General features: G+C 70.9%; 12 protein-coding genes. 8 read left to right on the top strand and 4 right to left on the bottom strand.

Annotation, left to right across the window (positions count from 1 at the left end):
- Positions 1-75: 75 nt before the first annotated feature.
- Both FNH13_RS01210 and FNH13_RS01205 read left to right on the top strand, forming a co-directional pair.
- Positions 76-465 carry a hypothetical protein gene (locus tag FNH13_RS01210; RefSeq protein WP_143781769.1) on the top strand — a complete coding sequence of 130 codons (390 nt, stop codon included), beginning with the start codon at positions 76-78 and terminating at the stop codon, positions 463-465.
- Complete coding sequence (locus tag FNH13_RS01205) at positions 462-3380, top strand: glycosyltransferase (RefSeq protein WP_143781768.1); 2919 nt, start codon at positions 462-464, stop codon at positions 3378-3380. The genes FNH13_RS01210 and FNH13_RS01205 overlap by 4 nt, the downstream gene beginning before the upstream one ends.
- 48 nt (positions 3381-3428) lie before the next feature.
- Here the strand turns inward: FNH13_RS01205 and FNH13_RS01200 are convergent, their stop codons facing one another.
- Positions 3429-4763, bottom strand: coding sequence for a hypothetical protein (locus FNH13_RS01200; RefSeq protein WP_143781767.1), 1335 nt, complete (start codon positions 4761-4763; stop codon positions 3429-3431).
- Positions 4760-6442, bottom strand: a complete 1683-nt coding sequence (locus FNH13_RS18900; RefSeq protein WP_165699970.1) for a hypothetical protein — start codon at positions 6440-6442, stop codon at positions 4760-4762. The genes FNH13_RS01200 and FNH13_RS18900 overlap by 4 nt, the downstream gene beginning before the upstream one ends.
- 120 nt (positions 6443-6562) lie before the next feature.
- Here FNH13_RS18900 and FNH13_RS18895 point away from each other — a divergent pair, with 120 nt between their 5' ends.
- Positions 6563-7753 (top strand): ATP-grasp fold amidoligase family protein, encoded by a 1191-nt coding sequence (locus FNH13_RS18895; RefSeq protein WP_165699969.1) that lies wholly within the window; start codon positions 6563-6565, stop codon positions 7751-7753.
- A 33-nt stretch (positions 7754-7786) separates the two neighbouring features.
- Positions 7787-8932, top strand: a complete 1146-nt coding sequence (locus FNH13_RS01185; RefSeq protein WP_143781764.1) for an ATP-grasp fold amidoligase family protein — start codon at positions 7787-7789, stop codon at positions 8930-8932.
- A gap of 68 nt (positions 8933-9000) precedes the next feature.
- On the opposite strand, the gene FNH13_RS01180 is transcribed toward FNH13_RS01185, so the two are convergent.
- Together FNH13_RS01180 and FNH13_RS19400 are read right to left on the bottom strand one after the other, a co-directional pair.
- Complete coding sequence (locus tag FNH13_RS01180) at positions 9001-9597, bottom strand: hypothetical protein (RefSeq protein WP_143781763.1); 597 nt, start codon at positions 9595-9597, stop codon at positions 9001-9003.
- Entirely contained in the window at positions 9597-11834 is a 2238-nt protein-coding gene (locus tag FNH13_RS19400; protein ID WP_228266520.1) for a glycosyltransferase, read from the bottom strand. Before FNH13_RS19400 ends, FNH13_RS01180 begins: the two co-directional genes overlap by 1 nt.
- A gap of 240 nt (positions 11835-12074) precedes the next feature.
- Here FNH13_RS19400 and FNH13_RS01170 point away from each other — a divergent pair, with 240 nt between their 5' ends.
- Genes FNH13_RS01170 through FNH13_RS01155 form a run of 4 tightly spaced genes read left to right on the top strand, consistent with a single transcriptional unit; the run spans position 12075 to position 16297 of the window.
- Positions 12075-13337 carry a nucleotide sugar dehydrogenase gene (locus FNH13_RS01170; protein WP_143781762.1) on the top strand — a complete coding sequence of 421 codons (1263 nt, stop codon included), beginning with the start codon at positions 12075-12077 and terminating at the stop codon, positions 13335-13337.
- Complete coding sequence (locus FNH13_RS01165; RefSeq protein WP_143781761.1) at positions 13334-14248, top strand: ABC transporter permease; 915 nt, start codon at positions 13334-13336, stop codon at positions 14246-14248. The genes FNH13_RS01170 and FNH13_RS01165 overlap by 4 nt, the downstream gene beginning before the upstream one ends.
- A complete protein-coding gene (locus FNH13_RS01160) occupies positions 14235-15170 on the top strand; it encodes an ABC transporter ATP-binding protein (protein WP_143781760.1) in 936 nt (311 codons plus the stop codon). The genes FNH13_RS01165 and FNH13_RS01160 overlap by 14 nt, the downstream gene beginning before the upstream one ends.
- Entirely contained in the window at positions 15167-16297 is a 1131-nt protein-coding gene (locus tag FNH13_RS01155) for a glycosyltransferase (RefSeq protein WP_143781759.1), read from the top strand. Before FNH13_RS01160 ends, FNH13_RS01155 begins: the two co-directional genes overlap by 4 nt.
- Positions 16298-16321: the final 24 nt, after the last annotated feature.

Here is a 16321-nt window from a genome sequence, read left to right as displayed (position 1 = left end):
GTAGGTTTTCGGGTGCAGGCTCGGGATCGTCGCGAGCACCTGCGTGACAGCTCACTCGCTGACTCAGGAGGACATGTGCGGAGGGAACTGCTGGTCGCGGTGGCGCTGGCCGCTGGTCTGACGGTGGTCGCGGTCATCGGTGCGGCGCTGCAGTGGTGGTGGCTCGTGGTGGCGGCGGTGATGGTCCTGCTGAGCGCGACCTTCCTCGCTGCCGTGGACGCTGACCGGCGGGTGCGGGCTCTGCGCCCCTTCGTGAAGCAGGCCGTCCACCAGGCTGCGGGAGAGACCGTGCAGGAGCAGGCGCCCGGCCTCACGGCCACGGACGTCATCGGTGCCGTGCAGGTGCTGCAGGCGCAGTACACCGGTCGGATGGACCGCATGCAGGCGTCCCTGGAGCACGCCGTCGCGCAGCTGCGTGCGGAGGGAGAGACCGGACAGTCCATCGCCCCGGACGATCAGGCGTGAGCGCGGTCGTCGCGACCCGGGCCCAGGTGGCCCGCGACCACGCCGGCTTCGCCCAGCGGGACCCTGACGCGCTGGTGGCCACCGCGCTGCGCACCAAGTCCGTCCATGCCCGGGAGATCCTGGCCGAGCTGGCCTGGCCAGGACACACCCCCGCGGACGTGGAGGCCTGGGCAGGGCTCAGCCGCGGACGACCCACGCTGGAGCCAGACATGGATGCGGGCTGGACCGCCCGCTACGGGCAGGTGCTCGCCGTCCAGACCGGGCGCCCCGAGGAGCGTGCCGCCGCACGCCAGATGCTCGAGGCCGTCCTGGCCTCCGAGGACGCCGATGCCCTGCCCGACCGGGCCGTCGAGCTGCTCCTGCAGCTGCGGGTCGCCGACCGGGATCCCACGGCAGCCGACCTCACCCGACACGCCGCAGTGCGGGCTCCCGTCGCCCGGGCCGCCGTCGCGGACCTGGCCAACCCAGCCCTGTTCCCCGGCGGTGACGAGGCGTCCTGGCTGGCGGTCCTCAACGAGGCGGTGGGCAGCCCCGGTGTGGCGCCGCTGGTGCTCCGCCCGACCTCCGACTCGCCCCCCGACTCGCCCCCCGACTCGCCCTCCGACTCGCCCTCCGACTCGCCCTTCGACCGACTCGCCGTGGACGTGGCCCCGGTCCCCGCGCCATACCTGGTCACCGTCCTGATGAGCTCCTGGCGGCCCGGCGCACCCCTGCTCACCGCCCTGCGCTCGCTGCTCGCGCAGACCTGGACCAATCTGGAGATCATGGTCGTCGACGACGCCTCCGGCGAGGAGTATGCCGAGCTCCTCACCCGCGCGGAGGGTCTCGACCCCCGCATCCGGGTGATCCGCAAGGGACTCAACGGCGGCACCTACCGGGCCCGCAACACCGCCCTCCGACAGGCGAGCGGCGAGTTCGTCACGGTGCTGGACTCCGATGACTGGCTGCACCCGCAGGCGATCCAGATCGCAGTTGGCACGATGGACGAGCGGCCCGGGGTGCTGGCCACCATCGGGCAGGGTGTGCGGATCAGTGAGGACCTCGAGCTCAACCGTCCCGGCTATCAGCCCCGGGTCACCTCGGCGCCGTCGATGATGGTCCGGGTCCACCCGGTGATCGACCGGATCGGTTACTTCGACCCCACGCGCAAGGGCGCCGACACGGAGTATGCGGCACGGATCGCCGCGGCCTTCGGGCCCCACGCGGTGCAGAACCTGCCGGTCGTGATGACCTTCCTGCGCGGCGGGGACACACTGTCCTCCGCGGAGTTCTCCCGCGGCTGGCGGCACGGCGCCCGACACGAGTACAAGTGCGCCTACCGGCCCTGGCACGAGCGGATCAGCACGGGGCAGGAGCCTCCTTTCCTGGACCCGTCGGCGCCGCGGCGCTTCCCCGAGCCGCGCCGCTGGGTGACCCCGATCACCCCCGACCTCGGCCGACCCCGTCACATCGACCTGTGCGTCGCGGGCGACTGGCGGCGGTGGGGCGGGCCGCAGCGCTCGATGCTCGAGGAGATCCGCGCGGCGCGCGAGGCCGGTCTGCGGGTGGCGGTCATGCACCTGGAGGCCTTCCGCTTCATGACGGTGCGCGACGACCCGTTGTGCGCGGCGGTCACCGATCTGATCGGGTCCGGGGCCGTGGAGTGGATCCACCCGGACGACAACGTCGACATCGGGGTGCTGCTGATCCGCTACCCGCCGATCCTGCAGTACCCCCCGTCGCCGGGGAGGCGCACCGTGCGGGCGCGGCACGTGCTGATCATGGCCAACCAGGCACCGTTGGAGCCCGACGGCACCGACCAGAGGTATGTCGTGGCGGACGTCACCGAGCGCACTCGCGAGCTCTTTGGCACCGACCCGGTGTGGGTGCCGCAGTCGCCGGGCATCCGCGCGCTGCTGCAGGCCCAGGACCCGGGCATCTCCTTGACGCCGTGGGACAGCCCCGGCCTCATCGACGTCGATGAGTGGACCGTGCGTCAGCACGCCGTGCCCAGCGTCGGTCAGGGTCCGGTCGTGGTGGGGCGCTACTCCCGCGACACCGCCATGAAGTTCCCCCCGGACCTGGCGACGATCCGCCGCGCCTATGAGTTTGGCCCCCGCTATGAGGTGCGGATGATGGGTGCCCGCAACACGATCGGGCGGCTGCTGGCCGAGCAGGAGCCACCGCAGCAGCGCCCTGACAACTGGGTGCTGCTCAAGCACAAGGAGGTCGAGGTCATCGACTTTCTCGGCGGCCTGGACTTCTTCCTCTATCTCGATCACCCTGACCGGTTCGAGGCCTTTGGTCGCACCATCCTGGAAGGGGCTGCCAGCGGTGTCCTGACCATTGCGCACCCCAAGCACGAGTCGACGTTCCGGGACACCATCGACTATGCCACCCCGGGTGAGGCGCAGGCTCTGATCGCTGACTATGTCGCCCACCCAGAGCGGTATGCCGAGCGCGTCGCCAGATCTCGAGCCCTGGTCCAGGAGCGCTTTGGGCACGAGCAGTTTGTGACCCGGCTGTTGAGTCTTGGTGGTGTCGTTGACGGTGGTGTTCCTGTCGCCGACGGAAACAGTGGGCCGGAATGGCGGGTGCGCACGGAACAGATCCGGTCCGCGGCTGACGCCACGCGCACCGATCAGGTCACTGTCGTCCACCGGAGCGGTGCGGAGGACGAGGTGGCGCGGTGGTGGGGCGCGCAGCTGCAGGCACACCCGGGGGAGGGTCTGCCGCAGGCGATGCTCGACACGGCACCCTCCTCGGTGGGTGCACTGCTCACCCGGCGTGACGGACTGGTGCACCTGGCGGTACGCGCGGGCGCGGAGGGAGCGCGGGAGGCCCTGGGTGGCGCGGTCCGGCCACCCGCCGCTGGCCTGGATCGGCTCAGCGGGGTCACGGTGCCGGCCGGATGGTCTGACGAGGCCTGGTGGTAACTCGCTGGGTTGTTAAGGCTGCCACCACCGCAGTAGGTTTGGCAGCCGTCACTCCCCGGGGGGTAGCTCCTCGGCGAGCCTGGCGACGAAGGACTGACCCGACGGCTGGCTGCACAGCATGTCCAGCAGCCGTCGGTCGTTGAAGGGCAGGGCAACCCGGTGGCTGAGGTCACCGTCCCGGACCTCGTCCGGCACCGCCTGCCAGGACGCCACGTCGTGAGTCTGCGCACCGGCCGAGTGCAGCTCGACGGTGTCCGGGGGCAACTGGTGCCGAGCGTAGGCCGTCGCGATCGAGTCCCCGTTGGGCCAGGTGGACTGGTAGGCCGCCTCGAAGACCGAGCCTGCGGGGGGATCGACAGCGCGGACCACCCGATGGGCGATGCCGAGCCGGTGGGCCAGGGCGCTGGCGCCGAACAGGTCCATCGCCGGGCCGCGACCCTCCCGGGCCGAGTCGGTCGCGAAATTCGTGAACGCGAAGTCGTCCTGCGTGTGGTGCGGCAGGTGGGCCGCGAGCACCGCGTGACTGGCGGGACCGGCCGTGAGGGCGACTCCCGCCAGTCCGGTCTCGGTCAGCAGGTGGGTGTGCGCCACGAGGCGCTCCCGGAACTGCTCGTAGGTGGCCCCTGCGGACTCGGAACCGGTGCCGTCGTCCAGGTGCAGGTCCCGGACTCGGACATCGTGACCAGAGGTGACCTCCAGCACCGAGTTCACCGGCAGCACAGCGCCCTTCGTCACCAAGGCCTCGTGTGAGCCGATCACCGCCCCGTCGGGGCTGTGCCACACCGGCTGGCTCGCCAGGGCGTCGGGAAGCACCATGAGGCCGCCGTCAGCGTCCTGCAGGAAGAGTGTCCAGCGGCCTCCGAGATAGGCCGCGGCTCGTTGCACCGCGTCGTGCGGGTCGCCAGTGCCAGCATGGGCGGTGTCAGCATGGACGGTGCCAGCATGGGCGGTGCGGCCGTCGGCAACCTCCGCCAGCCGATCGGCGATGGCCTGGGCGTCTGAGAGCCCGGCGTCGACGTCCACGGGATACCCGAGCAGCACGACGGCCTGGCCGGCCGAGGTCATGCTGTAGGTCATCGGGGTTCGCGCGTGATAGGCGCGGTCACCAAGGGTGCGGGTGGGCCATCCCGCGACCACCGGGGGCGGTGGCACGGCCAGGGAGCGGACCAGATAGCCGCCCCCGAACGCGAGCGCCGCGACCCGTGGGTCTGCGGTCGGCGGCACGGGGGACTGCCCACTCGCGGCAGCCTCCTGCCGTGCGGCGCGCTCCCGGACGGTGCGGACCCGGCGGCGCAGTGCTCCGGTCAGCCGTCCACCGACCGTGTCCGCCAGGCCGGCGGCCTGGCTCACCGCTTCGGCGACACGGTCGCGGACCGGGCTCACGGCATACCTCCCGCTCTCCTGCGCAGTCTGGCTGCGGCACGTCGCACCCGTGGTCGCAGGTGCGGTCGGGCCGCCACCACGTCGCGCCAGGTGATCGGCGACTCGTCGACGTCCGCAGGGCGCAGCGGCTCGTCGGCCACGTGCCCACGCAGCCGCTCCGGGTCCAGGGCAGGGACCGTGGCCAGCACCGCCTCCAGCAGAACCTTCTGCTCGCGCAGGGGATAGGGCAGGGACTGCATGAGCTCGATCAGGCCGCGGTCGTTGAACGGCATGAGCATGCGGTGCGCGAAATCGCCGTCCTGATATTTCTGATAGCCCCACTTGCCCATCCGCTGCTCCCAGTAGAAGACGTCGTGGTAGTTGTAGCCCCCGATGTGCTCGGGCGCGAACTGCGCGTAGTCCAGGTAGTCCCCGAAGGCGGCCTCGGCCAGCGCGGGGTCCAGGCCGGTGCGGTTGGTCACGATCTCCAGCAGCCGCCCCGGGGTGATCGGGGCGTCCGTGCGCTGGGTGTAGAAGGTCGTGCCGAGCTCGGCCCCGATGGACTGCAGGTGGATGATGTCATGCGGCAGGTCCGCCCACATGGCGTGGGCCGCGCCGGTCGAGCCGCGGCGCACCGGATAGGTCCGGTCGTAGATCTCCTCAAAGACGCTGCCCTTGGCCGGTTGGCGCCAGTGCAGTACCCGGTGCTGGACCCCGATCGATGTCGCGAGGGCGTTGGCGGTGAAGACGTCCAGCGGCGCCCCCTCACCGACCAGCCCGTCCCGCGGGTTGTAGTAGGTGAACGTGAAGGAGTCCTCGCGCAGGTGCGGCAGGGCTGCGGCGAGGGTGGTCCGGCTGTCCTTGCCACCGGTGAGGCTGACGACCGGGCGGCCGAGAGTGCACAGCAGGGCAGTGTGCTCGCGGAAGTAGTCGATGAACTCGCTGGTCACCCGCGCCGTGTCGGTCCGCTCGACGCGGTCCTCGAACGGCCAGAACCGCTCGTGCCGCACGCTGGCGACCGGCCCGTCGAGGTGGATGCCCAGCAGGTGGTTGGGCACCAGCGGGAGCACGTCCTCGTGTGTCGTCATGGTGCCGGGCAGGAAGACCACGCCCTTGGCGCGGGCCGCCCGCAGCGTGCGCCACATCTGCTCGGCGGCCTCGTCGGGCCCGGCGCCCACGGTCGCAGCGACCAGCGCTGGCTGCGAGCCGAACGCCACCCCCGCAGCGCTCGACCAAAAGACCGCCTGGGTGGCTTGGGCGTCCGGCACGACCATGATCTGGCCGCTCCCCACAATTTTTGGAGGGGTTTCGTCGGTCCATCCCGCATTTTTGGAGGGGTTTTGCAGGTCCAGCACGGCGATCCACCGGCCGCCCAGGTAGGCCAGATAGCGCACCGCAGCGTCGCGGCCCCCGCTGGCCCACGCGGCCAGGGTGCGCTCGCAGATCGCCTGCCCGTCCGCCATACCGCCTGGGACGTCGACGGGGGTGCCGAGGATGACGACCCGTCCCGGTCCACCGTCGCCACCGGCGGTGTGCAGCAGGGTGCGGGGGTGCAGGTGATAGGTCAGCTGCCCGAGCCGGTGGCTGGGCCACCCGTCCACCAGGGCCGGGGCGGTGTTGGCGCCCCCACGGATCAGATAGCCACCGCCGAAGGCACCGTCGACGACCAGGTCGTTGCGGAGCTCGTCGTGCTCGGTCACGGGTGCGCCTTCCCTCTCGGTGAGTCGCTCAAGAGTATGGTGCGGACGCCGGGATATGACGACCTGCCCGGGCCACAGGGGAGTGAGGTAGCGGTGTTCTCGAGGGCGCGGACCACTCTGGTGCAAAGGCTGCCCGGAGTTGGGTGGCGCACCGAGTTGTTGGCCACCCGCGCTGACCAGGTCACCGACCTCCGCGCCAAGGTGGCCGACCTGAGGACGCGCCTGACCGAGGAGAAGTCGCAGGTCACAGCCCTGCAGGGACAGTTGGCCCGCGAGCGGGACCGGTCCGCTTCCGCGCAGACGCGACTCACGGAGGCGGGCCTGTCGAGCAAGGACACCGCGCTCCCGCCCTCCTTCCGCCGTCACCTCCTGGAGCTGCGTCGTGGGGCTGCGCCGTTGCGGGCGCTGGACCCGGACGTCTATCACCCGGCCGCGCAGATCCCGCGCAAGCTGCGCAACTATCGGCTCGCGGCCAGCCACGGCATTGCCACCCCCACCGTGCTCGGGTCGTGGATCCACCCCGAGGAGATCGACCTCACGGGTCTGCCGGAGCAGTTCGTGCTCAAGTGCGAGATCGGATCGAGCGGCAACGCGGTCTTCCCGCTGCGTCGGCTGGATGAGGGCCGGTATGTCGTCAGCGGCAGTGACGAGGTGCACACCCGGGAGAGCCTGGTGCGGGCACTGCGCTCCCACACGAGCGCGTGGGGGCCCTACTTCGTGGAGGAGTTCCTGACGCAGCGGGTTGCGGGTGAGGAGATCCTCGACGACATCAAGGTCTATGCCTGTTATGGCCGGGTCGTGATGGTGCTGCTGCGACAGATGCCGCGGCACGCCGACCTGAGGTCGGCGCGTTATCGCTATCTCGACGCCGACGGGGAGGACCTGGGGGTGGACATCGCTCCCGACCGGGCCATCCACGCCTCGATCCCCAGACCGGAGCCGTGGGGCGAGTTCATGGCGCTGGCGGCCCACCTGTCACGGGCGGTCGCGCTGCCGTTCATCCGGGTCGACATCTATGACACCGACCGGGGGCCGGTGCTCGGCGAGCTGACCCGCAGTCCCGGAGGGAGCCAGCGCTATCGCCTCGACCAGGACCAGGCGATGGGACGCGCCTGGGACGAGGCGCAGTGGCGCCTGGAGCTTGACGTGATCCACGGCCGACCGCTGCGCAACCTGCACGGGCTGCACCCGGTGCCGGACGTCTATCCGGCGGGCCATGCCTCGCACCGCCCTGACCCGAAGGGCTGGGAGATGGTCCGGCTCGACTGTGCCCAGTGGTGCTTTGGAGGTCACCTGCCGGTCGACGCCTAGACTCGCCGCTCCACCCGCAACGGAAGAGGTGTCATGGGCAGCGGACTACGTCGGCGCATCACCGCGCGGCTGCCGGGCATCGGCTGGCGCTCGGAGCTGCTGGCCCGTCGTGCGGAGCAGGTCGAGCAGCTGCGCGGCCAGGTGGGGGAGCTGCGTGACCGGGCCTCCCGGCTCCAGGGAGAGGCCCGGGCGCTCCGCGAGGCCCACGGCACCTACGGCTCCCACACCGTGCCGCCGTCGTTCCGCCGCAACCTGCTCAACCTGCGACGCAATGTCGACGCGCTGCGCACCCTCGACGGCAGCGCCGACCACCCGCTCCTGCAGACGGCGCGCAAGCTGCGCAACTATCGCCTGGCCGCCAGCCACGGGGTGGCCGTGCCGCAGGTGCTGGCGGTCTGGGCCACCGCCGAGGAGATCGACCTGTCGGTGATGCCCCAGGAGTTTGTGCTGAAGTCCGACGGGGGTGCGGGCGGGCACGGGGTCTTCCCGCTGCGGCGGGTCGACGAGGAGCGGTTCCAGGTCGTGGGGGAGGACGGAGCGCTGCTGACTGCGAGCGACCTGCGACAGCACTTCCGGGAGCACAGCGCCTCACGCCCGCCGTTTTTCGCCGAGCAGTTCCTCACGCAGGTCGACGGTGTCGAGGAGATCCCGGACGACATCAAGGTCTATGCGATGTATGGCGAGGTGGGCGCCGTCATGCTGCGCCGGATGCCCCGGCACGCGGACCTCTCGGCGGCCCGCTACCGCTACCTGGACGCGGACGGCACCGACCTCGGCGCCGACATCGTCCGGGGCCAGCGGATCGACGCCTCGATCCGGCTGCCCGACTCCTTCGACGAGCTGGTCAGGGCTGCCCGACATCTGTCCAGCGCCGTGGCGCTGCCCTTCATCCGGGTCGACATCTATGACACGGTCAACGGTCCCGTCCTGGGGGAGCTGACCCGGTCACCGGGTGGGCGGCAGGAGCTGCGCGGCGACCAGGACCGGCGTCTCGGCACGCTGTGGGACCTCGCGCAGTATCGACTCGACCTGGACATCCTGGCCGGCCGCCCGCCGCGTCACCTGCATGGCGAGCACCCCGCCCCCGACCTCTATCCAGCGCAGTTCCCCGGTGGGCCGGTCTCTGCGGAGGTCGTCACGGCGCCGTGCAACGCCTGGTGCTGGCCGCGGGAGGCGTGAGCCGGCTCGACCGGCCGTCGCGCACACTGTGTTGCCTCCTGGACGCGCTGTTTCACGGACGCGCTGTTTCACGGACGCGGCGCCGGACCCAGGCTGCGCAGATAGGTCAGCGTCATCGGGTGCTCTGGCCCGAAGTCCAGCAGGGCAGCGGCCCGATAGTTGCGCCGCATCTGCTGCAGCCGGCGCTCGACGTAGGCCTCCCACCCGCCCTCGTCCTGCAGGTGGGGGCTGTCGCCCCACTGCTCGCGCGACAGCACCAGCTCGACCGGCCAGCCGTAGGCTCGCACGGGCGCGAAGTGGTCCTCGCTGATCAGCAGGACCGGTCGGAAGCCGGCCGTCAGCAGCTGCTCACGCGCGATCTCCTCGAGGCGCTGCGGGATGTCCTCGCCCGGGGTCCCCACCAGCGACAGGATGACCACCGGCACGTTGTCCAGCCCCTGACCGGCCAGCAGGTTGCCTCCGGCGAGGAAGACGGTGCCACCCACGCCGCCGAGGTCCATGTCAAAGGTGCGCGAGACGATCGTGCGGGCCAGCTGGCTCTCGCGCAGCGAGGTCGCGACCTTCACGGCTGTCTTCTCGGCCGCCGGAATCCTTCGGCCGCGCCGGACCACCGCCTGGGCGATGCGCTCGGGCGCGCTCTTCTTCCGACCCGGTATGCCGGCCATCAGGCTCCTCCTGCCACGTCCGTGAGGAACGTCGCGGCCTCGCGGGCCCCGTTGCCGGGGTCGGCCGCGGTGGCGAGTTCCGCCATACCTCTGCCGTTGGTCAGCAGGTCCTCCAGGAGCGGCGTCGCCGTGATGACGCTGAGTTGCGGTTGCAGGTGGGCCCAGCCCTGCTCCGCGGCAAAGCGGGCCCGGGCCTCCTGGTCGTCGAGCGAGGTGGAGGTGTTGGGAACAAACAGGGTCGGCACACCCATCCGCAGCAGTTCGTGGAAGGAGTTGTAGCCGGACGCGCTGATGACCACGTCGAAAGCGGCATAGCGCTGGGACAGCGGATAGTCACGCACCAGGTGGATGTCCTCGCCCGCGGCGGCACCGGCGCTGGCGATGTCGGGCACGGTGACGCACACACCCACCCCGAGCTCGCTCAGGGCGTGGATGGCAGCGCCGACATCGCTGGTGGTGTCGTTGATATTGCCCGCGCCCAGCGAGACCAGCGCGAGCGGCCCGTCGGCCGGCAGCCCCAGGGCCGCGCGTGCCTCGTCCCGGGGCTGCAGGTCGGCGCGATCGAGCAGCGTGACGGGCCCGACCCGGTGGGCCGGGGCGTCCGTGGTCGCGCCGCGGTCATAGGCGGCGGCGAGGTCGCCGGGCTCCAGGACGGCGTCGAACCAGGCGGTCTTGGCGAGTTGCTCGGCGTTGCGCCCCTCGCGCCACATGCCGCGCCGGGACCAGACCCAGCGGGCCTGTGGGTGCTCGGTGCGGATCTCGTCGATGCCGCCATAGGGCCAGGTGCCGTCGAAGACCACGACGTCCGGGGCGAACCGGTCGATGGCGTCGCCGACGCGGTGCCGGAACAGCGGTCGCCACGGGGTGGGCGGCATCGACAGGGCCTTGGCGCTGGGCACGTACTCATAGCTCAGCCCGAGCCGACCGGCCAGCGGTGCGGCCTGGCTCAGCGACACGATGTGCGCCGTGGCGCCCTCCTCCAGCCGCGTCGCATAGGAGAACAGTCGGGTCAGGTGTCCCATCCCGGCGCCGTTGCTGGAGATCAGCATGATCCGGGGGCCGTCGGTGGTGCGACGCCCTGAGGTATGCCGTGGGGCAGGGCCCGCGGTCGGCGCCGGCAAAACCCCTCCAAAATTGGTTTCTGGGCCTACGAAACCTCTCTCAAAATGGGTGGGCCCGCCGATCAGCGCAGCGACGCGGTCGACGTGGGCGGGGAGGCTGAAGCGCTCGCGGACGATCGCGCTCGCCCGGTCCCGCTGGGCGACATAGGCCTCCCGGTCGCCGCGCAGTCCCTCGACGACCGAGCGGACCCGGGCCGGCTCGGCATAGACCGCGGCCTCCCCGAAGAGCACCTCGAAGTGGGGCGGCAGGACGGCGACCACCCCGGCGGCGAGCGCCTCGAGGACGGTGCGGCCGAAGGCCTCCACCCAGCGCGGGTCGTGGTAGTAGACGAAGAAGTCCAACCCGTGCAGGAAGGTCCGGGGGCTGAGCTCTCCGAACTCGATGACCTGCCAGGACGGGGGGATGCGCGCCAGGATCCGCTCGACCGGGTCGGCGCCGCCGAGCACCCGCACCTCCCACGAGCCGTCGACCGGATAGACCTGCTTGAGGGTGGCAGCGTCGCGGGGCCACTTCTGCGGGTTGGGCCGGCTGTGTCGCCCGATCACCGGGCGGTCCGAGGCCCAGGTGCTGGCCGGGGTCGGCGGTGCCCAGGCGTCCACGTCGATGACGTTGACCCAGTCCTGGTCCATGATCCGCCCGTCGGGGACGAGCTCCGCGATCTCCTGGCGCACCAGCGGCCCGATCGGCGCCCACTGCGGCGCGACCCCCAGGTGCTCCCGGGCGGCCCGGTCGGCCAGCCCCACGTCATACACGCTGTTGCCGTGGGTGTCCCGGGGGCCGGCGTTGGCCAGGATGACGACCTGCGAGGTCTCGATCGGTGGCAGCTGCTCGGCCGCCGTCTGCAGGACGCCGGGGTGGCGAAAGACGACCAGCCGGGCCCGGATCGGGGCGCTGCCGACCAGCAGGTCGCAGGCGCCGGAGCGCACCAGCGCCGCCAGGGCCGGGTTGACCGGGGTGACGCGCGCGACCAGCGGCCCGTTGAGGTGCAGCAGGGCCGTGCGATAGCCCGCCGCGTGCAGCGCCCGGACCTCCGTGGCCATGCTGTGCGAGGTGCCGCCGGGGAAACGCAGGTCAGAGACGAGCAGGACGTCCACGTCGCGGCTGGAGAGGGTCATGGTGCCCTAATCCTGCCACGCAGGCCGCGCGGTTCCGGGGACGTGAGATGGAATACATCCACCACACCCAGGTGTTGGATAGTGGCCATCAACACCCGGTCAGGGGTCGGTGCTGCGATATGCTGCCGACCACCTCCGGCCGTGGGCCGGGCGCCGCAACGAGTCGAGCACCCGCCACCGGGGTGGGGCGAGGACGCCCCAACCGTCCGGACGAAGACCACAACACCGAGGAGCACACACGTGGCCGCAGACGCCGTCATCATCGGCCTTGGATACGTTGGTTTGCCGCTGGCCCAGGAGGCCACGCGCGCAGGCCTGACGATCCTGGGTTATGACATCAACCAGGGTGTGGTCGACGCACTGAACTCCGGCACGTCCCACGTCGACGACCTGACCGACGCCGACATCGTGCAGATGCAGGAGGGCGGCTTCCGGGCCACGACCGACGAGTCCGAGATCGCCTCCGCCAAGGTCGTCGTGATCTGTGTGCCGACCCCGCTGTCCGACGAGGGTGGTCCCGACCTGCGCCCCGTCGAGGGCGCCGTCGACGCCGTGGCCCGCAACCTGCAGCCGGGCATGCTCGTCATCCTGGAGTCCACGACCTACCCGGGCACCACCGATGAGGTCGTGCGCCCCAAGCTCGAGGCCGGCGGCCTCGTCGCGGGCACTGACTTCCACCTGGCCTTCTCCCCGGAGCGCATCGACCCGGGCAACGAGAAGTTCGGCGCCAAGAACACCCCCAAGGTCGTCGGCGGCCAGACACCCGCCTGCACCGACGCCGCCGCCGAGTTCTACGGCCGGTTCATCGACACCATCGTGCGCGCCAAGGGCACCCGCGAGGCCGAGACCGCCAAGCTGCTGGAGAACACCTACCGGCACATCAACATCGCCCTGGTCAACGAGATGGCCCGGTTCTGCCACGAGCTGGGCATCGACCTGTGGGACGTCATCGACGCGGCCTCGTCCAAGCCGTTCGGGTTCCAGGCGTTCTACCCCGGCCCCGGCGTGGGTGGGCACTGCATCCCGATCGACCCCAACTACCTGTCCCACAACGTGCGCGCGCGGCTGGGCTATCCCTTCCGGTTCGTCGAGCTCGCCCAGGAGATCAACTCGGGCATGCCGGCATACGTCGTCTCCCGCATCCAGGACCAGCTCAACGAGGACGGCAAGGCGCTGCGCGGCTCGACCGTGCTGCTGCTCGGCGTGACCTACAAGCCCAACATCGCCGACCAGCGCGAGTCCCCGGCGGTGCCGCTGGCCAAGGCCCTGGTCGCCAAGGGCGCCACGGTGCTCTTCCACGACCCGCACGTGAGCAGTTGGGGCGCTATGGGTGACTCCGTCACCCGGGTGGAGGACCCGGCCAAGGCCGTCGTGGAGGCAGACCTGTCGGTGCTGGTGCAGAACCACCGGGAGTATGACGTGGACGCGCTCGCCGGGTCGGCGAACCGCTTCTTCGACACCCGGGGCAAGGCCACCGACAGCGAGCGGGTCAGCCGGCTGTGACCGACGTCGGGCCCGACCCGCAGTATTCGCCCCCGGTCCTGCCGGATGAGGATGCGGCGGCGTTGGCGGCTCGACACGGGCTGAGGCAGACCGGGGTCCGGCCCGACTTCGTCGACTATCTGCGTGACCTCTGGAGCTTTCGCCACCTGATGTGGGCGATGGCCAAGGGCGAGTTCGTCGCCGACTACCAGGACAACCACCTGGGATGGCTCTGGTCGATCATCAACCCGATCCTGCTGGGCATCTCCTACTACCTGATCTTTGGGCTGCTCATCGGCACCCGGGGTGGCATTGACAACTTCGTCACCTTCTTAACGATCGGGCTGTTCGTCTTCATCCCGATCAGCCTGGTGCTGGCCTCCGGAAGCAAGTCCCTGCTGAGCCGGATGAAGATGATCCGCTCGCTCAGCTTCCCCAAGGTGCTGCTGCCGTTGACGGTGACCTTCGCCCACTTCGTCTCGGCGATCCCGGCCTTCGTGGTGCTGGTGGTCATCGCCCTGATCACTGAGGAGGAGGGCCCGACGCTGGAGTGGTTGCTCTTCCCGGTGGCCCTGCTCGTCGTGCTGGTGATGTGTCTGGGCCTGGCGCTGATCGGCTCTCGGCTCGTCCACGCCTTCCGTGACCTCGCCAACCTGATGTCGCTGATCACCCGGCTGCTGCGCTATGTGTCCGGGGTGTTCTTCAGCGTCGAGGCCTCGATCGCCCGGTTCGACGGTGCCCCGGCCTGGGTCGGGCACGTCCTGGAGTATCAGCCGGTGGCGATCGCCCTCACCCTGTGCCGCGAGCCGCTGATGGCCGAGTATCCCGTGCTCTGGCAGACCTGGGCGGTCGCGCTGGCCTGGTCCTTCGGGCTGCTGATCGTGGGCTTCGTCTACTTCTGGCGCGGGGAGGGGACCTATGGCCGCGCCTGACCGGGACGGCGGCGCGCCGGGTGGACTGGACACACCGGGCGCAGCGCAGGACCGGGCCCCGTCGGTCATCGCCTCCCACCTGTCCATCACCTACCGGGTGTTCAGTCCCGGACGGCAGCGCGACGACGAGGACGAGGAGACCAGCGCCCTCAAGCGGCTGCTCAGCCGCAGCTCCCAAGGAGTCGGCGTCCGCGAGGTGGAGGCCGTCAAGGACGTCTCCTTCGTGGCCTATCCCGGGGAGTCCATCGCCGTCCTGGGCCGCAACGGGTCGGGCAAGTCCACCCTGCTGCGCACCATCGCCGGGCTGGTGCCACCCACCTCCGGTCGGCTCTGGCTCAACGGCCGGGCCGCGCTGCTGGGCGTCAACGGCGTGCTCATCGCCAAGCTCAGCGGGCGACGCAACATCTGGATCGGGTGCCTGGCGATGGGCATGACCCCGGAGGAGATCGAGGCGAAGTTTGACGACATCGCCGCCTTCGCCGACATCGGGGAGTTCATCGAGATGCCGATGAACTCCTACTCCTCAGGCATGGCCGCGCGGTTGCGCTTCGCCATCTCCACCGCCGTCGTGCCCGACATCCTCGTGGTCGACGAGGCGCTGTCCACCGGTGACACCCAGTTCCGGGACCGCGCCACCGCGCGCATCAAGGAGATCCGGCAGCAGGCCGGCACCGTCTTCATGGTCAGCCACAATCCCTCCACCATCCAGTCCATGTGCGACCGGGCACTGTGGATCGACGGCGGCCGGTTGCTGGCGGACGGTCTGCCTGGTCCGGTCGCTGGCCTCTACACCCGCAAGTACGGCGAGCACCGCCACGTCTGGCGCGAGCGGTATGCCGACGTGCACCGAGTGATCGAGGAGCAGGGCCTGGAAGCCGCGCGCGACCTGCTCCGCAAGTATGAGCCGGAGGGTGGCTGGTGAGCACGCCACGGCGCGTCCTGGTCGTCACCGTCGTCCACCACCCCGACGACGCCCGGATCCGGCACCGCCAGATCCAGTCGCTGCTCGACGCCGGGTGGCAGGTCACCTACGCCGCGCCGTTCGCCGACTACGGGCTGACCCGGCCGGTCGGCATACCCGGTCTGATCCCGGTCGAGGTGCCCCGGGCCTCGGGGCGTCGCCGGGTCCACGCGCTCAAGGCCGCCCGGGCCCTGCTGCGCGAGCGGGCCCCCGGCCACGACGTGGTCCTGCTGCACGACCCCGAGCTGCTGCTGGCGATGCGGCCCCTGCGCCACCTGCCGCCGGTCGTGTGGGACGTGCACGAGGACACCGCTGCGGCACTGCAGGTGCGGCCGTGGGTGCCGGACCTGCTGCGTGCGCCCGCCGCCTGGGGGGTGCACCGGCTCGAGCGCTGGGCCGAGGACCGGATGCCGCTGCTCCTGGCCGAGCACGAGTATCAGGGCCGTTTCCGCTCCCCCCACGCGGTCGTGCCCAACACCACGTGGGTGTCGGCAGAGCTGGTCGCTCCTGGTCAGCTCGACGAGGACGGGCACCAGCGGGTGGTCTATCTGGGCAGCCTGACCGTGGAGCGGGGCGCCCGGGAGCTGATCGAGGTCGGTCGCCACGTCCAGGCAGCCACCAACGGGCAGGTCCAGGTCCACGTGGTCGGACCGGCGCACGGGGAGACTGAGGAGGCGCTGCGGGCGGCGGCCAAGGAGGGGGCCGTGACCTGGCACGGGTTCGTGCCAAGTGACCGGGCGCTGCCGATGCTCGACGGTGCGCTGGCCGGGCTGTCGCTGCTGCACGACGAGGCCAACTTCCGGCACTCCATGCCGACCAAGGTCATCGAGTACCTCGCGCACGGCGTCCCGGCGATCAGCACCCCCCTGCCGGTCCCGTCAGCGTTGCTGGACCGCACTGGTGCTGGGATTCTGGTGCCCTTCCGGGACGTCTCCGCCACGGTCGACGCGGTGCTCGACCTGCACCGCGACCCCGCCCGTACGGCGGAGCTCGGCCGGGCCGGCCACCGCGCCGCGGCCGACGGTTATGACTGGGAGAAGGTCGCCCCGACCTTCATCGAGGCCCTCGAGGCCGCGGCCCGCTCCTGACCGAGGGGGTGTCCTTCCACCCGC

The sequence above is a fragment of the Ornithinimicrobium ciconiae genome, from assembly GCF_007197575.1.
Classification (GTDB): Bacteria; Actinomycetota; Actinomycetes; order Actinomycetales; family Dermatophilaceae; genus Ornithinicoccus; species Ornithinicoccus ciconiae.
This window is presented reverse-complemented; position numbering and strand designations above follow the sequence as displayed.